This window comes from Streptomyces sp. NBC_00388, assembly GCF_036061255.1.
Taxonomy (GTDB): Bacteria; Actinomycetota; Actinomycetes; order Streptomycetales; family Streptomycetaceae; genus Streptomyces.
This window is the reverse complement of sequence record NZ_CP107948.1, coordinates 4,047,971-4,068,345: the sequence shown is the minus strand read 5'-3', so window position 1 is coordinate 4,068,345 and position 20,375 is coordinate 4,047,971. Positions and strand designations below refer to the sequence as shown.

The window sequence follows — 20,375 nt, the reverse complement described above, 5'->3', positions numbered from 1 at the left end:
CGGACGCACCGGCCCACAGTCGAACCCTTCACCACTTCCACGCAAGTGGCATTCGGCATTCCGACGTCAGGCGTCCAGCACCTGTCCCTCACGGCGCACGACGGGAGGCTCGACACTCCACGGGAAGTTGATCCACTCGTCGGTGCGCTTCCACACGTACTCGCATTTCACCAGCGAGTGCGACTTCTCGTAGATCACTGCGCTGCGCACCTCGGCGACCGCACCGACACAGAAGTCGTGGACCAGCTTGAGGGTCTTCCCGGTGTCGGCCACATCGTCGGTGATGAGCACCTTCTTGGCCGAGAAGTCGATGGCGTTGGGCACGGGCGCCAGCATGACCGGCATCTCCAGTGTGGTCCCCACGCCGGTGTAGAACTCGACGTTCACGAGATGAATGTTCTTGCAGTCCAGGGCGTAGGCCAGACCGCCGGCCACGAATACCCCGCCGCGCGCAATGCTGAGCACGATGTCGGGCTCATAGCCGTCGTCGGCGATGGTCTGCGCGAGCTCGCGCACCGCGTTCCCGAAACCCTCGTATGTCAGGTTCTCGCGTACGTCACTCATGGCTGGATATCACACCTGGGTCCGATGGAAATTGAGGAAGGAACGCGAGGCAGTCGGGCCACGCTGCCCCTGGTAACGCGATCCGTACCGCTCACTGCCGTACGGATGCTCGGCCGGCGACGCGAGCCGGAACATGCAGAGCTGCCCGATCTTCATGCCGGGCCAGAGCTTCATCGGCAGCGTGGCCACGTTCGAGAGTTCGAGCGTGACGTGCCCCGAGAATCCCGGGTCGATGAATCCGGCGGTCGAGTGTGTGACGAGCCCCAGCCGTCCGAGGCTGGACTTGCCTTCGAGACGCGACGCGAGATCGTCGGGCAGCGTGATGACCTCGTACGTGGAGGCGAGCACGAACTCGCCGGGGTGCAGGATGAACGCCTCGTCGCCTTCGGGCTCGACCTTGCGCGTCAGATCCGCCTGCTCGACCGCGGGGTCGATGTGGGGGTACCGGTGGTTCTCGAACACCCGGAAGTAGCGGTCGAGCCGCACATCGATGCTGGAGGGCTGCACCATGTATTCGTCGTACGGATCGATGCGCACGCGCCCGGCATCGATCTCGGCCCGGATGTCCTTGTCTGAGAGAAGCACGCCCCGAGGATACGGGGACCGTGGGGCCCCGCCCCAATCGGCCGACCCGCACACCCCGGCTGACCGTGCTCCTGCTGGTTTTGCTGGTCCTGCTGGTCCTGGTCCTGGTCCTGCTTTTCTTTGTCCTGCTCCTGCTACCGCTGCTCCAGCCCCACCGGCACGGCATGCCGCAACCGCGCACAGCGCGGGCACCGGAGGAGCCGCCCGGGCCCGATCCGGTCGGTCCCGAGCTGCTGCAGCGGGAACGAGGCAGTACTGAAGACGTGCCCTTCGGCACAGCGGACGACGGTGCGTTCCATCGGATCCATCAAGTCCCTTCCCCATCAAGCGTGGACGAGAGAAAACACCACATTAGGGGATGTACGGGACACCACTCCAACCGGCACTCCGTTCCGCCACGGTACGCCTCGACAGCCGCCCCCGACGGCCGGATCCACCTCCCGGAACGGCGGCCCCGACCCGGCCCGGACAGCCGTACGGAACGTCCCGCAGAGGGGGACACGGGGTGACGGCGAAGGGGCCGGAGTCACACACACCGGCACCCCGGGGACACGCGCGTGGGGTCCGCCGGGCATGGGGTAGAGTGAGCGCGATGCGATTCCCTCCGGGAAGATCGCTGCGCGAGTGTAGTTTAATGGTAGAACATGAGCTTCCCAAGCTCAGAGCGCGGGTTCGATTCCCGTCACTCGCTCCATGACGAAGGCCCTGGTCGGAGACCAGGGCCTTGTTTGTTGTCTGGGCCATTTTCGACACGGGCCGTGCGTGGAGGATCACAACCTTCTCCCTGCTCGCGTCGGAGGCACCGACTGCGACTACGCGTCTCCCGGTGATCAACGCCGGGCCTTACGCGTGGCGAGCTCTGGTGCTCGCCTGGCGAGTCACAGGCGAGCACCGGATGCGACAACTGGCCAGGGAGCAAGGTGTCAGCCGAAGAGCAGAGTGGGTTCAGCGAGAATGTCCCGGTCCCGCTCGCTCTTGTAGATCAGATCGATACTGCCGAAGCGAGCCTCGGTGTAGTCGAGTCCGAGCGAGGCCACCGCCTTGCGTACGGCCTCTTCGGAGGTGCTCTCGATCTCCAGGAGGGTGGGGAGGTCCGGCCAGGTGTCGAAGTCGTAGGTGACGCCGTCGAGCTGCCATTCCTCGCGGTAGTTCTGCTGGTACCGCACCTGGCGCAGGCCCAGGGCCGCGAGGAGTTCCGTGGTCCGTTCCAGGTCGTTCACCTCGATCTCGATCTCGGTGGTGCCGTTGATGTGGGTGGCGTCGGTGACCTGCTTGAGCGTGAGGGTGGTCTTGCCGCCCTCGTCACGCAGGCGCAGCCACTGCTCGCCCTGGACGGCGTCGTTCTCGAAGATCAGACGGGTGAACATGGTCTTGCCGAAGGCCCGCTCGGCCCCGGCCGATCGCAGGTGGTCGCGTACGGCATCCACGTCGATCTCCAGGAACTTGGCTTCGTATTCGTGCTGGGCCACAGCATCCTCGCTCTCGCTTGTTTCGCTATCTACGCGGTCAGGTCGTGCAGGTCCTGCTCGCGCATCTTCCTGATCTCGGCGCACGCGTCGCTGCCCACGAACTCTTCCACGGGCAGACACAGGTCCATGCGCTGAATACACACGCCGACGTGGAAGGTGCCGTCCGGGTCGCGATAGAGCCGCACCCCGTAGTAACCCTCCTGACAGTCAACGCTGTTGTTGAACCTGCAGCCGGCACACGTATCGGGCAGCCGCAGGGAACGGATGTGCTTCACCATGAGTTGCCGACCTGACGGAAGCCGATAGGCGATGCGGAAGCCTGACGTACCTGCGATCAGCCGGATCTCCTGCGGAACAGCACCAAGCTCGGCCAGGAGAAGATCAACGGCGTCAAGAGACGCATCACCATCAGCCAGCGACGTCAGTATCCGCACGGATAACCTCGGCGAGTACTTCTCCAACAGCCGGTGGACCCGCTGTACGTGGGTGTGATCGGGGATGACGACGTTCGCCCGTACTCCGATACCGAGTGACACAGCGACGCGGATCGAGTCCTCCAGCGCTTCGACCTTGCGCGTTGCCAGCGCCCGGACCCTGAACCGTGTGCTCTGAACCTGCGTGAGCTCGTCGGGGGTGGTGCCGAAGATCGAGAAGTTGACGTGGCGAAGTCCGGCGTCCGCGCAGCCGGGCAAGGACCTCACACCGTTCTCGCCGTTCGAGGTGACACTGGCCGAGTAGCCGGCCTGCCGTGCCAGGGCGACGATCTGCGGCAGCTTGGGGTGCAGGGTCGGTTCCCCGCCGGTGAGGTGGACCTCGTCGAAGTCCAGTGCGTCGCGCAGCTGCGTGAGGGCAGCGCGGAACGCCTCGTCCGGGATGACGGGGGCGCTGGTGAAGCGGGCGCCATTGGTGGCGATGTAGAGGGAGGTCCGTCCGGAGGGGCCTGTGGGGGTGAAACGTTCTGGCCAGCGGGGGTGGTTGTCGGCGCTGACCGGTGTGCCCTCGTTATGGCAGAACGTGCACGTCATGCCGCATGCGTCGATGACTTTGACGCGCAGTGTCCGGTCCATCGAGACATGGATGGGAACGTCATCGCTGACGTTCCGTAAAGCGCGGTGCTGGAACATGTGGCATTGCTCCTTCGGCATGGCAAGCCGGTGGCCTGAAGGGAGAGATCTGGCTGAGGTGGGCCCAGTCGACTGGCCCCTGCACTGACCGGGTCAGGAACTGATAGCCGAGTCAGGGGCGGACGCGGCTGCGCTGCCCGTCCGCACCGGCGCCAGGCTGTGCTGGGTCAGGTAGACAAGCCCGCACACGGCGACGATCGAGCCGAGGGCCCATATGACGCCGAGAACCATGCCGAGGAGGTCACGGCCTGCAGGTGGGGCCACGGCCGACGTGCCGAATCGCTGCCGTGAGGGGCCCGAGTGCAGGGAAGTGGTCATGTCGTCTCCGTAACTGGTGCTCGGAGAGGAGCTGTCACGCCTTCGAATGCCGCGTGAAGGACCTGGGCGTCCGTCAACATCTGACCGTCCCCGGGACTGATCCGCCAGTGGGGACCAGGCCCGCGCACGCGATGCGGTGGAGGGACGACAAGGTGCTGGGACAGGCCGAGTGGTCGCGTGTCAGGCACATTCCAGACGGCCGCGGTGCCCGTCCGTACGAACCAGTAGAGGGCCGGTTCACGCGGATCTTCGATCACAGCACCGCTCCGAGAACCGAGAGCGACCAGCACACGCACCCCGACGCTTCGTGGCACGCGTACGGCGTCCCAGCGGAATCCGGCGCCCTGGATCTCGCAGCTTCCTACCGTGCGCATCGTGGGTGGTTCCGGGGTCTCTTGTGACACGAAGGGACAACTCCTCGCTGAGCACTGAGGCTTGAATGTGCGGAGGTGTCATCCTCGCGAGACCTTACGTCCTATTCGAGGACTTCAAAGGGTCACTCAGAGGACTTAAATAGGGCTTCCATTCACCTGGTTGATGAGTTGGTGCCGCGAAGGGGACGTAGCGTGAGAGCCTCAGGTGAGGTTCCGATACCACGGAGGAGTCATGTCCCGTCCCATAGGAAACACTCGCCTCAAAGCCGCCCGGGTGGCGGCTGGCTACAACTCTCAGCAGGCCCTCGCCGACGCCATCACGAGGGACGCGCCGCAACTCGGCATCCGGGGCCTGGCCGTTGGTGTCCGCCAGGTCCGGCGGTGGGAGTCCGACAATCCGCCGTGGCCGCAGCCGGACATCCGTCGCGTACTCACCCATCTGCTGGGTCAGGAGGCCGAAGATCTCGGCTTCACCGCTCCCTGGGGCTCAGGACAACATCCGGACGGTCAGCCCCGCCCGACCTCGACGGCCCGTTCCCTGCCCGGCACGCGCCTGGCCACGGTGCCCACCCAATCCGTCTCGATCACACAACCGATCAGCGTCGGAGCCAACTTCGAAGCCGTGACCCGCTCCCACCGGTACCTGTACTGGTCCGTCGCGCCGGCCACTCTGCACCCCGCGATTCTGGAGCACGCGCGGCTGGGCTGCGCGCTGCTGCCCGAGACGGTCGAACCTGCCCGACACCGACTCGCAGCCGCACTCGCCGAGTCCTACCTGCTGGCAGGCCGCATTGAATTCTTCGACCTCCGCCAACCCGACCAGGCCGGCGACACGTTGCTGCGCGCTCTCCAGGCCGCCGGTGAGGCGGACGATCCGCTTCTGGGATCGGCGATCCTCGCACACACGGCCTTCATCCCGGGCTGGGCAGGCGAACGCGAGACGGCAGTGGAGCGAATGGTGGCGGCCCGCACGTACGCCCGCCGCGGCCCCGCATCTGCCGAATTCCACGCCTGGCTGGACGCCGTCGAAGCCGAGTGCGAGACCCGCTGCGGCAACACCCGTACCGCCCTGAACCTCATCAGCCACGCCGAAGATACCCTCGTCGCCGGTTCCGAGCACACCACTCCCGTGTGGATGGACTGGTTCGGCCCCGCTCGGCTAGCAGCGTTCAAGGGGAACACCCAGCTCAAGGCGGGCCACCTCCCGCAAGCCCGCGAGACCCTTCAGCAGGTCCTCGAAGACCTGCCGCCCGAGTCCGCCAAGCAACGCACCGTCATCCTCGGAGACCTGGCCGCGGTGGCAGCAGCCGACGGCAATCCGCAGGAGGCATGCCACTACGCCGGCCAGGCCCTCGACCAGCTCGCCGCCACCTGGTACGCCACAGGCATGGACCGCGTACGCGAAGTGCGGCGCACGCTCGCTCCGTGGCAGAACGAGCAGTGTGTCCGGGACTTCGACGACCGGCTCTACGACTGGGGGACGACGGTCAGCGCTCTCCAGCGTTGAACCTGGCGATCCTCCCCGGCAGCTCCGCCAGCGAGTCGATCCGCATCGTGGTGATCGCGTCGGCCTCAGGATCACGCTGCTGGATCGTGCCCCAGGGGCCCCGACGGATCAGCGCTGTCAGCAGCCCGGCCTGCACGGCCGGGCGAATGTCGTTGTCAAGCCGGTCGCCGACGTACAGAATCTCGCCCGGCTCGGCAGGCGTCGCCTCGATGACATGCTCGAAGAACGTCACATCAGGCTTCGACGCACCCCAGTCATCACTGGTGGCGATGAGATCGGACGGCAGATCCAGCCCACGCAACAGGCCGCCGGCCCGCACGGTCTGATTACCGGCGATACCAACCCAGAGACCAGCCTCGCGCAGCCCGGCCAGCGTCGGCCGTACATCCGAATAGAGGTCGTCCTCGCCAAACCACTCCGGCTTGCCGGCCTCGGCACGCCTGTCTCGTTCCTCAGCCAGGTCGAATCCCGGCCGGAACTCCTGGAACGTCTCGCGGTAGTCCCGCCCCTGCGCGATGACCGCCCCGAACATCGCCGCGAAAGTATGCCTCGGTACCCCCAGCCAGTCCGCCCAGGTCCCGTACTCACGGGTCTCGTCCACAAGGCACTCACCGACATCGAACACCACAGCACGAATCATGCTCGGCAGCGTAATGCGCCACGCAGCGCCCCGTCCGGATGGGCTCCCGAAAGAGCTCGGTGACGCGGATGAGCCCTGAACCGGCCACGAGTGTGGCCGAGTTGCGTTCTATCTGCGCCCTTATGTTCCTGCTCCCATAGCAAGGGGACGTCACCAAGCCGAGGGGGTGGTTGGCATGGGCACTTCCACACGCTGGCTGGGTCCGGGGGGCCGGTCAGGTACGGCAGCCGCGTGGAGCGCCATAAGCAGTCGGCTGTCCAGATGGAACAGCGAAGGACCGCAGGCCGAACGGCTTCTCGACAAGATCTTCGATGACTATCTGGATGTACTGCACCGAACCATGCGCGAAGACCAATCCGCCTTCGGCCTCGTCGACGCCGCGACCGAGGCCGGCTACCGCCTCACCGACGCGATGGCCGCGATGGCCCACGACGGCGCAACGGCCGCCGCGGAAGACTTCTTGGCCCGTTTCACCGACGAAGTAGGCGGGAGTGGCAGCACGATCACCGACGCAGCGATACGTCGGGCCGCGACGGACACTGCCGAGCGGCTTTTAGAGCGACAGAACGCAGAAACAGGCGGAGGGAAAGCAGCGGGCGGAGGTCTCGCCGGGGATCTGCTGTGCCTGCTGTACCGGTGGTTCTTCGCGGACATCGTTACCGAGTTCCTACGGTCGGTCATTGCCGAGAAGGTCAAGCTCGTCGCGCCCGTCCTACATGTCCTCGACCCTGATGATCACGTGGCCGACTGGGCCGCCGACAAGGTCCTCTCGCTGGTGCCGAACCCCTGCGAGGAGGCGGCTGAACTGGTGGAGGAAGCCGAGTCCGCAGAGTCGGTGATCACTGACCCGGTCGGCTCCCTGACCGACATCGCCCGGAGTCTCGTCCCCGGCACAGTGGGCAAAGTGCTGGGTCTGGTCGTCGAGGACGTACTGGACCGCCAGGAAGACGCCCAGGAGGCATCCGCATGACAGCGACCCCTCGCCCCTTCTTCTGGATCGAGCCCGGCGGGACGAAGTTACCCTCCGGATGGCTGCCTCTGAGTGACCATAACTACTGGGAGGCAAAGTCCCGTGCCCCGCAGTGGCAGTCCTTCCTGGCCTCCGCTCCTCCTTGGGCGGACGACCTGCACCGAGTCGGCCGTGCGGTCTTCGCCGCGGACAAACACACCCGCCGGGGCCCCACCTTCGACCGCTGGACCCGCCACATACGGCTCTCCATACCCGTCGCCGCGTACGAGCGCTGGCAGTCCATCCGACCGCTCCTCACTTCCCTGCTGCGAACCATGACCGCCGACCGCTGGGATGTGGAATTCCGTGGAGCCGACTCGGCCACCAACGTGCCCTTCACCTTTGACCCGGACTCCCGCGCTGGAGAGGTCGCCCTGTTCTCCGGAGGTCTGGACTCCCTGAGCTGGGCGGCTCAGCGTGTCTCTTTCCGTACATCCGAAGAGCTGCTGCTCATCTCCTTCGGTGAACAGAACTTCGGGCACCTCCAGGACTCCGTATATGACGGCATCTATCAACGCCGGGCCCGTCCGGTCCGCCGCATCACCCTGAGCCAGAACGTACGCATCCAGGACAAGGAACAGGGGGACCCGGACCCGGAGCGCACCACCCGCTCTCGTGGCTTCCTCTACGCGACTGCCGCCGTCCGCGCAGCAGCGGCCGAGGGCGCCCCCTTCGCATGCATCCCCGAGAACGGCCAACTCTCCATCAATCCGCCCCTGACCCCCGCCCGTGCCGCCGCCTGCTCCACGCGATCCGTCCACCCCTGGACGCTGCACCTGCTGAACCGACTGATCACCGCCGTGGCCGACGGCCCTGTCGTACACCTCCAAAACCCGCTCGCCCATCTCACCAAGCGACAGGTCTGCCACTCCGCGCTCGACGCCGGCCTCACCCCCGCCGACCTCGCCGCCACCCTCAGCTGCGGCACCCCTCCCAAGCATCGCCCGCGTGGCTCCGGCCTCGCCAACTGTGGCCTTTGCTACCCCTGTCTGGTGCGCCGCGCGGGCCTGCTCGGCATGGACCACACCCCGTACGACTCCGAACCTTGGGATCCGCGTCTCAACTGGGACCAAACGGAGCACTGGCACGCCCTGCTGAGCTGGCTAGACGCCTCCTATTCCCTCCGAGACCTGATCGCCGACACCCCTCTCCCTCCGGGCACGGATCCGCAGGCCACACTGGCTGTTATCAAGCAGGGGCGCGAGGAGCTGTCAGAATTGCGGGAGATCGAGAGCAAGGCTTGATACCGGCGCCCGATCTCGCACTGCGTCGTCTTCGTGATCGCCATCGCGTCGATGAGTAACTGCTTCCACGCGGCGTAATCCCTGCTCGCCGCCAGGGGGGCGCCGAGGGGTGAGGTGCGATCGGCCGCCCCAGGTCGCGGATGGGCTGGCCACCATTGCCGAACCAGCGAGCGGGGGTAGGTGCGCAAGTCGAAGAGTCGCATGCGCAATGTCGTCAGCGACTGCTCAGAAAGCTGACCCCGCGCAGCCGTACGAATCACCGCTCACATCGCTCTCGCGCGGCCCGAGCCCCATGCGCGCCCTTCGGAGCGGTAAGCAGCGGTAGAGATTCTTCACGCATACTGCAGTATGCTTGCCGCATGTCCTCAACGACTCGCATCACTGTCACGCTGCCCAGCGACCAGGTGGCGGAGCTACGCAAGCTCACGGACAACGTCTCCGGATACGTGGCGGAAGCCGTAGCCCGCCAGATCAGGCACCAGCTGCTGGGTGAGGACCTTCGACGCCACGAAGAAGAGCACGGACGCTTCAACGACGAGGAGCTCGCCGAGGCTCACTCGAAGATCTTCGGTGCCGCCGGCTCCTCCAAGGACGCGGACGCCGCATGAGCGAGCGCATCGACACCGTTGTCCTGGACTCGGAAGGGCTCTCCGCCTGGATCGCGCAGGACCGCAGGTTCCTCGCGATGTTGCAGGTGTTCCACGACATGGGAGCCGACCTGGTCATCGGGGCGAACACCATCGTGGAAGTCAGCCACTCCCGTACCAACATCCCACGCCTGAACTGGGTCCTGTCCCGCATCAAGGTGGAGCCGGTCACCGAGCAGGCGGCGAAGGTTGCGGCGGAACTCCTCAAAGGCGCCGGACTGCACGGGCATAAGTACGCCATCGACGCCACTGTGGCCGAGGTCGCGCTGCGCCAGCCAAAACCGGTCGCCCTCCTGACGTCCGACAGTGACGACATGACCAAGCTCTGCGGCAGCCAGGTTCGCATCATCCCCCTCTGACCCACCAGCCCACTCCGAACAGGTGCGCCTCGGGTCGACCTCACGGGGCGGCCCACGGCACGCAACTCCGCGGCCACCGCAGCATCACCATCCCTCGTGCCCCGTCCGTGCCCAGCAAGACGGTCGACAGCGGTGAACAGGGCACCGGGAGCCCCTCGCAGGCGGGTGTCCAGAACCACGTATCGCCAGTTCAGACGGCATGTGACCATCCCCAGAACCGTTGATTCCCAAGCTCAGAGCGCGGGTTCGGTTCCCGTCACTCGCTCCATTACATAGCCTCAGGTCAGCGACCTGGGGCTTCTTTGTTGCGCCACCGCGATGGCGTCGGCGGGCGGCAGCGGACGTGGGTCGCCGGGCGCGCGCCAGGCCGAGCGGAGGCGCTCCACGCGCGCTGCGATCAGGTCGTAGCGGCGGCGTCACGAACACGGAGCCGGTGAAGCCGGACGGAGTGCCGGCCCACGGCCGCCCGGCGAGCCGACGCCTGCCCCTGCCCCCGCCCGCAACCGTGTGGCCGGATTCGGCCTGACGTGTACACGGCGCTCTATAGTCGCCCGGGTCGACCGTTTTCCATGGGGGGTCCGGAACGCATGCAGTCCAGGAGATCACTGGCCACCGTCCTGCTGAGTGCCGTCGCCGTGTTGCTGCTCGGAGCCTGCGGGACCCAGCGGGTCGGGGCGGGGGCGCCGACGGAAGCGCCGCACTGGCAGAGGTTCGCGCCGTTCCGCGTGACCGCCGCCCGGCTCTCCGAAGGCGGGCGCGCGCTCAGCGTCGACGCAGACGTGCCCGGCAAGGGGAAGACCTGCGCGCGCGAACTGAAGGCGGTCGTGACCTCCACCTCGGAGCGCACCATTTGGGTGCAGGTCACCTTCTCCGCCCTGACCGGCGATCCGCACGCCGACTGCACGAAGACCGCGACCGGCACGGCGAAGGTGCGGCTGCCATCCCCGCTCGGCCACCGCGAACTGTCCGTGGACAACGACACGACGTTCACCGCGGACGACGCCGACCTGCCCGACCTGCGCCTGCGCGGCGACCGCGGCTGCCACCCGGCACCCACCGGCTGCACTCCTGACTCCTATGACCAGGCGGTGGCGGCGCTCGACGTGCCGAACCACACCTCCCGCGGCGAGGAGCACTGCGACGGGAAGTGGCTGGTGTTCGACGTGTCCTCGCGCATGGGCCCGGCCTGCGCAGAGGGCGAGGCGCCGGGCTGCGGGGCGAGCCTCGGCGACCGGTGGTTCTTCCGGGCCGAGAAGTCGGGCTGGGTGCCCCTCGCACGCGGCACGAAGGCGGGCTGTGCCGACGTGCACCGCATCGAACCCGCGTTCCCGGCCGCCCTGTGCGCCGGCCTTCCCGCCCTGCGGCGCTCGAACTGAGCCCCGCACCGGGCCTGTTGCACTGCCCGGCCCTCAGCCCGGGCACCGCCCGTTCCCGAGCACCACTTGCCACTGCAGAGCAGACCTTCAGCCACGCAAGTACGGCACGGTTGTGGTCGGCCGCGGTCGCTGGGCGGCTGTGCCGACCCGGCGTTCGCTGCGCAATGCGACGAATGCGCCGTGCCGTTCGGGTGACAACCGTTCGCGCCGCCGGTCTCCGGCGCCCGTCGGGGTCCATACCTGACGCCATGGACAGGAAACTACCGAGACGGACAGCGCGTCATGCGGTGCGAGGCGGGAATCTCGGATCCCTCCGGCATCGCCTTGTCGCCGGATGTTGTGCCCTGCTGCTCCTGACCCTGACTTCGGGTGCGGCAGCCCAGGCGGCGTCGTCGCGCGACGACGGCGGTCCCGGACGGCTCGACCCGCGGATCACGGAGATCATGCGGAAACCGGACTACCCCAACGCCCAGTGGGGCCTGCTCCAGCAGGACCCGGACAGCGGGCGGATCGTCCACAGCCGGCTCGCCGAGAAGTTCTTCATCCCCGGGTCGGTGGCCAAGCTGTTCGGCACCTCCGGAGCGTGGGACACCCTCGGCGGCGGCCACCGCTTCGAGACGCCGGTCTACGCGCTCGGCGAGCGCCACGGAACCACCCTCGACGGCGACCTCGGCCTCGTCGCCCAGGGCGATCTGACCATGGGCGGCAGGACCCGCCCCGACGGCACGGTCGACTACACCGACCTCGACCACACCTATGCCAACGACTTCCCCGGCGCCACGCTCACTCCGGAGAACCCGCTCGCCGGGATCGACAAGATCGCGCAGCAGGTGCGGAGATCCGGCATCACCCGCGTCGACGGGAACGTGATCGTCGACAACCGGCTCTTCCAGCCCGAGCCGACCTTCGTCCCCGTCCCGACGCCGCTGATCATCAATGACAACCTCATCGACCTGCTGACCACCCCCGGCGCCCGCCCCGGCGCGCCCGCCCAGCTGGACTGGCGGCCGAAAGTCTCCCCGTACCGCGTCACGTCGTCGGTGAAGACCGTGGCGGCGGGGAAGCCGGCGAGCATCGCGGTGACGACCTCCGACAACGGCACCAGGATCCAGCTCTCCGGCACCATCGCGGCCGGCTCCGAGCCCGCTCTGAAGGTGTCGCCCATCGCCGACCCGGCGGCCTTCGGGCGCACCGCGCTGATCGAGGCGCTGGGCCGGGCCGGAGTGGAGGTGACGGCGCGGCCGACGGGCGCCAACCCGGTCGGGCAGCTCCCCGGCTCGTACCAGGGCCTGCCGCGCGTGGCCCTGTACACGTCGCCGCCGTTCGCCCAGTACGCCAAACTCATCTTCAAGGTCAGCCACAACCTGGGCGGCAACCTCGCCATCTGTCTGATGGCGGTCGCGGCCGGCAGCAAGGACTGCATGGACGGCTTCCCTGTGCTGGCCGGCTTCCTGGATCACGCGGGCGTCGACCGCAAGCAGGTACAGCTCCTGGACGGCCGCGGCGGAAATCCCGCCGACCGCACCACGCCGGAGGCCGTGGTGCAGCTGCTGACGTACTGGCAGCACACCCCCGAGGCACGGGTCTTCCGGGATGCGCTGCCCATCCTCGGCGTCGACGGCCTGCTGGCCGACAACTGCACCCACTGCCCCGCCCGCGGGAAGGTGTTCGCCAAGACCGGCGCCGCCGTCGGGCTTGACGCACTCAACAATCGCCTGGCCGTCGGCGCCATCACGATCGCCGGCTACCTCGACAGGGGCGACGGCCGCTTCGACGCCTTCTTCGCGGGCGTGAACGGCGCCTCCACCCCGACCACCGACGTCAACGGCGTACTGGATATCGGCAATGACCTCGCCATGATCGCCGCGTACCTGCAGGAGGACGCGGCGCGAGGAGAAGGCTGAGAGCACCGCGTCCCGGGCCGTCGACGGGGCTCGCACACGACACGGTACGACCGGCTGTCACACCCGCGGGACGGTGTCGCAGCCGGTCGGCCGGTCGGCCTGTCTGCCCGGACAGTCCTGGCTGTCCGGACTGCCCGGAGGACCCGCGGGCGTCTCTGGCGCCCCCACCGGTGGTTCCTGCGCTCGGAGCGCACCCTCCCCCGGCGTGAAGCGCCGGCCGGGGGCGTGCTCCTCAGGGCACCCTGTATGGCGAACGTGGCGAACGGTCGGTTCACCAGGATCGCCGGACGACCAAGCTCACCAAGGCACGGTCTCACCTGAGCGGTCCAGGTACGCCAGGCCGGGTGTGCCCAGCCGGGACAGCAGGACGTCCACCAGCAGGGGAACGCTTTCCTCGACGGTGAACGGTGCGTGCGGCCCGCCCAGGGCAGTGCGAATCCAGCCTGGTGCCAGGAGGGCGAAGGCGCGCTGCGTCTCGGCCTGGCGGGCCGCGAAGCTGCGCATGAACATGTTCAGGGCCGCTTTGCTTCCGCGGTAGACCTCGCGGCCGGCGGTCGTGTTGTTCGTGATGCTGCCTTGCCCGGACGACATCGCGCCGATCAGCCCGGTGGGGGAGACCAGGTCTTCGAGCGCTTCGATGACGCGCATGGGGCTGAGAGCGTTGGTGATCATCACCTCGACGAAGTCCGCTGTGGGAACCGCACCGATCGGGGTCTCCTCGTTGTTCGCGGTGCCGGCGTTGACGAAGAGCAGGTCGAGCCGGCGGTGGGCGAGGCGTTCGTACAGGGGCACCAGGTGGCCGGGCTCGTTGATGTCGAGGTGCTCGACGCTCACACGCCCGCCGGACCGGTCCGCGAGATCATGCAGGGCGGTACGGGAAGTGGCGTCGCGGACCGTGCCGATGACGTTCCATCCCCGGTCGGAGAATTCGGTCACCATCGCGAGGCCGAGGCCACGCGAGGCCCCGATGATGAGCGCGGTCGGCGTGTGGTGATCTGTGCCAGTCGATGACATACGGCGTCATCTCCGTTCTTTCGCAGCGGACTCGCCTCGTGCACCGGGATGCCGTGGGCAGCGTGCTGCTGTGGGCAACGGACTGCTGTGGCTCTCCGGCAGTTGCTCCGCAAGTCTGTTCGCGGCGCTGTTTCCTGAGCGAACCGAAAGGCCGCCTTTGTAGGATTCCCCTCATGGAACGTATGTCTGCGTGCGAATCCGGCGTTGCGCAGCCTGATGATGTGCGCATCATTCGCGCGTTGCAGATCGCTCCACGGGCTTCCTTTGCCTCGATAGCGACCGCGCTCGGCCTCACTGAAGGCTCCGTCCAACGGCGTTACCGGCGCATGTGCGCCGACGGCCTCATCCGCGTCGCGGGCATGGTGAATCCAGGCGCGCTGGGCCAGAGCAGGTGGCTGGTACGACTGCGCTGCCGCCCCGGCAGCGTCTCGGCGATCGCCGACGCACTCGCCGAGCGCGACGATGTCAACTGGGTCGCCTTGGGCGCAGCCGGCTGCGAAATCACCTTCGCGACGCAGTCACGGACTCGTGAGCAGCGCGAGAACCTGCTCGGTCGACGGCTTCCGCGCACCGCGGCGGTACTCGATATCAGTGCCTTCGCCATGCTCCGTCAGTTCATGGGAGGCCGCGGCCACTACTGGGCGGCTCTGCGAGGAGCCCTCTCCGCGGAGCAGGAAGCCATGCTGGGCAGCGAGGGCCCGCCGTTCACCGAGGCCCCGGTCGTCGCCCGTGATCCTGTGGAGCTCACCGCAGAGGACGAGAGGATCCTGGACTCTCTTGCCGCGGACGGGCGCGCCAGTCTTGTCGACCTCGCCGCGGCGGCGGACTCCACTCCGGGGCGGGTGTCACGCCGTCTTCACGCTCTGCTCGAACGTCGCGTCGTCCACATCGACGTCGAGATCGCGGCAGTCGCTCTGGGCTATCACGCGCGGGCGAACCTGTGGCTGCGCGTGCACCCGTCCGCGGTGAAGAGTGTCGGGCGCATGCTGGCGCAGGAACCTGAGATCGCCTTCGCCGCGGCCGTGTCCGGGCCGTACAACGTCCATGCCGTCGCGCACTGCCGTGACCTCGACGAACTGTTCGAGTTCACGACGGACCGCATCGGGTCGCTGGCCGATCTGCAGAGCATGGAGGTCTCACCTGTGCTGCAGCACGTCAAACAGGCCGGCACGCTGCTGTCCGGCGATCGCCTCGTCGGACCACGACGCACCCGGGCCTGACAACCGTGCGGTCACGACGACGTACACCCGCAGGACAGCCAGGCCACCGGGCCACCGGGCCACCGGGCCACCGGGCCACCGGGCCACCGGGCCACCGGGCGAGGAACGGGAGTCACCGGCCCGGAGGTGTCCGGGCCGGTGCCGTGCGGCTCCATGGCGGCCGGGGCGGCGTCCTCAGTCGGCGAGGGCGCCCATGGGGTCCCACGCGGGCAGGACGATCGGTGCCTCGTCGAGGGCGGCGGCCAGCTCCGGCGTCAGCGCCGAGCGCCGGACCGCGATCTCGAAGACGTGCTCACCGAACCACGAGTCGTTCATCGTCCAGAAGCCCTTGTCGGCCTTCTCCTCGCCCCAGCTGTTCTCCACCCGCCAGCGGCGGGGGCTCCCCTCCACCACGTCCACGCCGGTGAACAGCATCGCGTGGGTCATCTGGGTGTCGTGGTGCAGCAGCCGGTCGGCCTTGTCCATGGTGAAGGGAGCGTCGTAGACGGCCGCGTAGTCGAAGAGCTCCGCGTCCCAGACGCCGGCGTCCGCCCGCATCATCTTGGCCACGTCGCAGCCGAACCAGACCGGCTCGCCGCCCACGATCGCGTCCATGGCCAGCTGCTTCAACAGCTCCACCCGGACGTTCAGATAGACCACCGGCGGGGCCTCCACGATGTTGCCCAGGTGCTCGACGGTGAAGGTCCGGCCTGCCGGGCTCGACTCCCGCGGGTCGTGCACCAGGCAGACGTACTCGTCCAGGGGGAGACGCACGTACGAGGCAGCGAACTCCGCAGGGGTGAGCCACCCGTCGCGGTGGAACTCCTTGTCCTTGTCCTCCCACTGCCACAGGAACCGCTGCGGTGGCGTGCCGAGGTGGATGCTGAGCACCCGGTGGACGGTCTCCAGCACTTCGCGCTTGCGCTCCCGCTGCGCCTCGGGTCCCTCGGACGCCAGCCCGCGCAGGTCGCGGGCGCCCTGGCGGAGCAGGGTCTGCAGGGCCCGGTTCAGCGCCCGGGTCGCGGAGGAACTGTCCGTCTCGGGCATGGCCGACTTGGGGACGAGACCGTGCTTGGCGACGAGCGCCGCGAACATGTTCCACTGGCCCCCGTCACCGATCGGGTCGGCCAGGACGTGCGCCACCGTGCGGTCGTCCACGTCCCGGTCCGAGGTCTCGATGACCGTCTCCAGGAAGTGGTTCGCCCGCTCGAACTTGTCCCACCAGAGCAGGTAGTTCTGGGAGAACTCGAAGTCCTTCACGCCCAGTGCCTGTGCGGCCCCGACCCGGAGCAGATTGAGTCCGGCGAACATCCAGCACCGGCCGCTCTGCTTCTGGTTGGTGACCTTCCAGTCGTCCAGGTGGTGGGAGACCGAGTGGTCGATGCCGGTGAGGACGCGCCGGTCCAGGGCGATATCGTCCACAGACGTCTGCGTGACGGCGTTCTGCATCAGCCGGTTCGTCGGCCGGGCGGCGAATCCCTTCTCGAAGGATTCGAGCTGCTCCGGCACCAGGCTGCGGTTCATCGCCGGGCGGGAATCATCGTTTCCGAAGGTCACAGCGGTCTGCCTCCACTTGCCGGTGCTCCCCAGAGGAGCGCCTCCTCACCGTCGCACGACCGTTCGGCCGGAGTCAACGGAGGGCCGGAGGCGAGCCGTCGTCGACGCGAAGGGCCGGCAGGGGCGCGGGGCAGCTCCGGGCCGCACGTCGCCGAGGGCTCCGGGGGCTTCGCCCGGGCGGTCCGCCCGCAGCACATCGCGGGCTGCGGCAGGGCTGCAACCGGAGTCCGCGTGGGGCGTGTTCAGGGCAGCCAGCGCCCGGCCTGGTCGCGCGTGACGCGGGCGGCGTCGACGTACCAGAGGCGCCTCGTACTGTCCCACCGGGCAGCGAGCCGCTGTTTTGCCTCGTCCTTCTCCCCGAAGGGGACACGGAGGTACAGCCGTCCGTCGACGACCGTGCCCGGCCCGACCTCGCTGTCCCGGCCCGGCGCGGCCGGTGTCCGCGCCGGGGATCCGGTGGCAGCGCGCCGGCTGCCACCGGCTGCCGCACGCGGGTTCCACGCGGCACGGTCCTTGCGCGCACGGTCGATGAGCCGGCTGACCCGTTCGCACGCCGACGGATCCGTGTAACGCATCATGAGATCCGTCGGGCCCCTGCTCGCGAGCAGGTTGAGCGACCCGTGCCAGAGCACCGCTCCGTCGAGGATGAGTACCTTCTCGTGCATACGCTCCCGGAAGTCCACCTCGCATCCGGCCGCGCGAAGCTCGTCGATCCGCCTCTGATGGTTCATTACCGCGGTCTCCCCCACCTGCTCCTCGGCGGACCGGGTGCGGACAGTCACCCGGACGCCCGCGTCGACCCGCTCGCGCAGCAACGCGGACCACCTGCGTACCGGTTCCGGGTTGAGGAAGGGGCAGCAGAGCTCGACGCTCGTGGTGGCGCGGGCGATGTCCCACTCCACCGCCGCGTGGACCTCGTCCGCAGGAAAGAAGGCAGGCCGGGCCAGTTCCTCTTCGGAGAGCACGGACAGCTGGGCCGCCTCGCGCGTGGGGACGAGCTGGTCGGCCGATATCAGCTGGGCGTGGGTCTCCAGGTGATCGAGCATGGTGCGGGCCTCGCTGCGCGGTGGGAGGTGCTCCCGCAGGTGGGCGATGTCGGCGACGACGATCAGATGGTCCTGGGCACGGCTGAGGGCGACGTTCAGCAGACGGCAGGTGTGGGCGGAGAGGCCGACGCCGCTGTAGAAGAACCCGGGGTCCTTGCCGGCCCCGACCGCGGTATCGAGCACGACGATCGGCCGCTGACTGCCCTGGAACCGGTGCACGGTGTCGACCAGGCCCTCGTACTCCCCGCCGAAGCGGTACTTCAAGCTGCCCTTCAGCGCCTGGACCTGCGCACGGTAGGGCGCGATGACCGCCAGTCTGTCGGTCGCGCGCTCCCCCGCCGCGATCTCCTCCTTCTCCCACTTGCGGCCGGGGAGCACACCTTCGTACTGGAGTCCGCGCACCAGCTCGTGGACGACGGCCTCGTTCACGGTGTTGGCCCGGTGATCGGGGCCGGCGATGCGCTGCTTCGACGTGTCGACGAGGATGACCGGCGCGTCGACCAGCGGGTTGAACGGGATGCTGCTGCGGCCACCGCGCCCGGTGGTCAGCGGGGCGTCCGGATAGGCGACCGCGTTGACCACGTCGCAGATCGGCTCGCGCATGCGGTACTGGGTGTCCAGAGCCACCAGCCGGGGGTCCTGCCTGACCCCTCCCGCCGTGGTCACCAGGCCGGCGGCATGGAAGGCGTCACGGGCCATCCACGCCCGGGAGTGGGCACGTTCCGCGTCCGTCGCCTTCCGGTCGCCGTCGCCCTTGGTCACGGCGGGGAGCTGCCGGAAGTCGCCGGCGATGACGACCCGCTTGCCGGCGAGACCCGCGGCCAGCCACGCCGACGGCAGGTCGACCATCCCCGCCTCGTCGATGACGACCACGTCGACGCGGTCCAGCAGCTTCCCCGACCTGACCGCCTTGGCGACGGTCGCGCCCATGACCCGGCACTTGGCACGCACCGTGTCCTTGAGTCGCTTCCGCTGCTGTTCCAGAGCCCCGGCCTGCTGCTGTGCCGCCTCGGCCTGCCGGGCGAGGACCGGCCGGTCCTGCACACCTGCCAGCTTGGCCCGGGCGGCGGCGAGGCGCCCGCTCAGCTCGGAGATGTCCGCCGCGGCGTGTCCCGCACCACGCCGGGAGTCCGCGTCGCGCCGTGTCTCGGCCCGGACTGTCTCCTCGTGCTCGGCAAGACTCTCCCTCATGGCCGCGAGCTGCGCTTCCCTGCGTTTCGCGAAAAGGCCGCCCGGAGCAGCCGACTGCACTATTTTCACCCGGAGTTGCGACGCCTCGGCCTCGGCCCGCAGCGCCGACTCCCGGGCGCCCTCGCCCGCACGCGCGGCCGTGGTGTGGAGCGCGCGGGCCGCTGCGAGCCGCTCCTCCAGTGACCGCAGGTCGTCGTGGAGGGCCAGGCCGGCCCGCGCGCGACCGAGGGTCTCTGCCGCGCGGGTCAGCGCCTGGTCCAGCCCGGCGGCGACGCGGGCGGCGACCCGGGAGGTGTCGACACATTCGCCGTACCGGTCACGCAGGGAGGGGACCTCGATGTCCCCCGCGCGCTGCACGAGGCCGTCGGCGAATCCGTCCTGCGTGGAGAGGAGGTCGCAGATGCGTTCCAGCGCCTGGTCGACCGCGACCTTCGTCGGCGCGAGGAACAGGACGTTGAGCCCCTGCCGGAAGTTCCCTTCGACAATGTGACCCACCACGTCCGTCTTACCGGTGCCCGGCGGCCCCCAGAGGAAGAGGACCTGACTCGCCAGCGCCTGTTCGACGGCTTGCCTCTGGCGCGAATTCAGCCGCAGAACCGGCCAGTTGGCCACCCACGCGCCGGGGTGCGGCTCCCGCCCCACGACCGGGTTCCCCTGCCCGACGATCCAGCCGGCGCTTTCGACGCGTACCGGGCTGTCGGGCTGCCCCGCCGATTCGAGGTGCTCAGCAGCGATGACGAGGCCGGACGAGTCGTCCTTCCGGATCTGGGCCCGGGGCACCGGCTCCCCCAGGTCCTCGGCCGTGGTCAGCCGTACGGTCCCGTCCGGCATACGTGAGGCCTCCGCGGGGGCCCAGGGGCCCCTGGAGGCCGAGTCGCGTACGAGAACGGACGTGCCGTCCAGCGACGGATGCCACTTCCGGCATACGAAGAGATACTCGAACCGCCCCGGGGCGGCGGAGACGAGACGACCGCCGGTGAGCGAGACCTTCGGTTCGTCCTTTCCTTCGCTGCGCCGCTCCGCCTGGATCTCTCCACGCACAGCCGTCAGCAACTCCGCCACCGGATACGGCACCTTGGTCTGCGTCATACGCGCGGCCCCCCGACATTCCCAAGATCGGTCAGTGACTCTACGGGCGCGGCCGCCGGGAGTCAGCCTCTTCCGGCCATCCGCCCGTGCCCTCCCGCCCCCGCGGGGCTTCCGCCGGCCCGCGGCCAGGCACCTCAAGGGTTCACCCTTAGGCAAAAC

17 protein-coding genes, 1 tRNA gene and 1 pseudogene are annotated in these 20,375 nt (G+C 68.5%); 9 read left to right on the top strand and 10 right to left on the bottom strand.

Translation table 11 applies throughout. The annotated features are described in order from the left end of the window. Positions 1-66: 66 nt before the first annotated feature. Both OG917_RS18310 and dcd read right to left on the bottom strand, forming a co-directional pair. Complete coding sequence (locus OG917_RS18310; RefSeq protein ID WP_328318682.1) at positions 67-564, bottom strand: phosphoribosyltransferase; 498 nt, start codon at positions 562-564, stop codon at positions 67-69. A 9-nt stretch (positions 565-573) separates the two neighbouring features. After that, positions 574-1,149 (bottom strand): dCTP deaminase, encoded by a 576-nt coding sequence (gene dcd, locus OG917_RS18305; RefSeq protein WP_328318681.1) that lies wholly within the window; start codon positions 1,147-1,149, stop codon positions 574-576. 620 nt (positions 1,150-1,769) lie between these two features. On the opposite strand from dcd, the gene OG917_RS18300 reads away from it, so the two are divergent. After that, positions 1,770-1,843, top strand: a tRNA-Gly gene (locus OG917_RS18300). Between the two features lie 229 nt (positions 1,844-2,072). Here the strand turns inward: OG917_RS18300 and OG917_RS18295 are convergent. The 3 genes from OG917_RS18295 to OG917_RS18285 all read right to left on the bottom strand — a co-directional run bounded on the left by OG917_RS18295 (position 2,073) and on the right by OG917_RS18285 (position 4,060). After that, on the bottom strand, positions 2,073-2,618 hold the full coding sequence (locus OG917_RS18295; protein WP_328318680.1) for a class IV adenylate cyclase: 546 nt from the start codon (positions 2,616-2,618) through the stop codon (positions 2,073-2,075). Between the two features lie 29 nt (positions 2,619-2,647). Further along, positions 2,648-3,742, bottom strand: a complete 1,095-nt coding sequence (locus tag OG917_RS18290) for a radical SAM protein (protein ID WP_328318679.1) — start codon at positions 3,740-3,742, stop codon at positions 2,648-2,650. 93 nt (positions 3,743-3,835) lie between these two features. Continuing rightward, positions 3,836-4,060: a hypothetical protein gene (locus OG917_RS18285; RefSeq protein WP_328318678.1), complete on the bottom strand. Its 225-nt coding sequence runs from the start codon at positions 4,058-4,060 to the stop codon at positions 3,836-3,838. Positions 4,061-4,666: 606 nt separating this feature from the next. On the opposite strand from OG917_RS18285, the gene OG917_RS18280 reads away from it, so the two are divergent. Further along, positions 4,667-5,941 (top strand): transcriptional regulator, encoded by a 1,275-nt coding sequence (locus OG917_RS18280; RefSeq protein ID WP_328318677.1) that lies wholly within the window; start codon positions 4,667-4,669, stop codon positions 5,939-5,941. Here the strand turns inward: OG917_RS18280 and OG917_RS18275 are convergent. Then, positions 5,922-6,581, bottom strand: a complete 660-nt coding sequence (locus OG917_RS18275; RefSeq protein ID WP_328318676.1) for an HAD family hydrolase — start codon at positions 6,579-6,581, stop codon at positions 5,922-5,924. The two genes, OG917_RS18280 and OG917_RS18275, sit on opposite strands and share 20 nt — an antisense overlap. 175 nt (positions 6,582-6,756) lie before the next feature. Here OG917_RS18275 and OG917_RS18270 point away from each other — a divergent pair, with 175 nt between their 5' ends. From OG917_RS18270 to OG917_RS18255, 4 genes are all read left to right on the top strand, one after another. Next, positions 6,757-7,551 (top strand): hypothetical protein, encoded by a 795-nt coding sequence (locus OG917_RS18270; protein WP_328318675.1) that lies wholly within the window; start codon positions 6,757-6,759, stop codon positions 7,549-7,551. Further along, entirely contained in the window at positions 7,548-8,834 is a 1,287-nt protein-coding gene (locus OG917_RS18265; RefSeq protein ID WP_328318674.1) for a hypothetical protein, read from the top strand. The genes OG917_RS18270 and OG917_RS18265 overlap by 4 nt, the downstream gene beginning before the upstream one ends. A gap of 359 nt (positions 8,835-9,193) precedes the next feature. Next, the gene (locus OG917_RS18260; RefSeq protein ID WP_328318673.1) at positions 9,194-9,442 is read left to right on the top strand and encodes a type II toxin-antitoxin system CcdA family antitoxin; all 249 of its coding nucleotides are present in this window, start codon (positions 9,194-9,196) and stop codon (positions 9,440-9,442) included. Beyond that, entirely contained in the window at positions 9,439-9,840 is a 402-nt protein-coding gene (locus OG917_RS18255) for a PIN domain-containing protein (protein WP_328318672.1), read from the top strand. The genes OG917_RS18260 and OG917_RS18255 overlap by 4 nt, the downstream gene beginning before the upstream one ends. A gap of 308 nt (positions 9,841-10,148) precedes the next feature. Here OG917_RS18255 and OG917_RS18250 read toward each other — a convergent pair. Continuing rightward, positions 10,149-10,217, bottom strand: a pseudogene (locus tag OG917_RS18250) (flavoprotein); the annotation flags it as partial. 210 nt (positions 10,218-10,427) lie between these two features. Here OG917_RS18250 and OG917_RS18245 point away from each other — a divergent pair. Together OG917_RS18245 and dacB are read left to right on the top strand one after the other, a co-directional pair. After that, positions 10,428-11,216, top strand: a complete 789-nt coding sequence (locus OG917_RS18245; RefSeq protein ID WP_328318671.1) for a hypothetical protein — start codon at positions 10,428-10,430, stop codon at positions 11,214-11,216. Between the two features lie 287 nt (positions 11,217-11,503). Continuing rightward, complete coding sequence (gene dacB / locus OG917_RS18240) at positions 11,504-13,120, top strand: D-alanyl-D-alanine carboxypeptidase/D-alanyl-D-alanine endopeptidase (RefSeq protein ID WP_328318670.1); 1,617 nt, start codon at positions 11,504-11,506, stop codon at positions 13,118-13,120. Positions 13,121-13,417: 297 nt separating this feature from the next. Here the strand turns inward: dacB and OG917_RS18235 are convergent, their stop codons facing one another. Beyond that, complete coding sequence (locus tag OG917_RS18235; RefSeq protein ID WP_328318669.1) at positions 13,418-14,134, bottom strand: SDR family NAD(P)-dependent oxidoreductase; 717 nt, start codon at positions 14,132-14,134, stop codon at positions 13,418-13,420. Between the two features lie 173 nt (positions 14,135-14,307). Here OG917_RS18235 and OG917_RS18230 point away from each other — a divergent pair, with 173 nt between their 5' ends. Continuing rightward, positions 14,308-15,354 (top strand): Lrp/AsnC family transcriptional regulator, encoded by a 1,047-nt coding sequence (locus OG917_RS18230; RefSeq protein WP_328318668.1) that lies wholly within the window; start codon positions 14,308-14,310, stop codon positions 15,352-15,354. A 174-nt stretch (positions 15,355-15,528) separates the two neighbouring features. On the opposite strand, the gene OG917_RS18225 is transcribed toward OG917_RS18230, so the two are convergent. Both OG917_RS18225 and OG917_RS18220 read right to left on the bottom strand, forming a co-directional pair. Beyond that, positions 15,529-16,890: an aminopeptidase C gene (locus tag OG917_RS18225; RefSeq protein ID WP_328318667.1), complete on the bottom strand. Its 1,362-nt coding sequence runs from the start codon at positions 16,888-16,890 to the stop codon at positions 15,529-15,531. A 242-nt stretch (positions 16,891-17,132) separates the two neighbouring features. Continuing rightward, positions 17,133-20,216: an AAA domain-containing protein gene (locus tag OG917_RS18220; RefSeq protein WP_328318666.1), complete on the bottom strand. Its 3,084-nt coding sequence runs from the start codon at positions 20,214-20,216 to the stop codon at positions 17,133-17,135. Between the last annotated feature and the right edge of the window lie 159 nt (positions 20,217-20,375).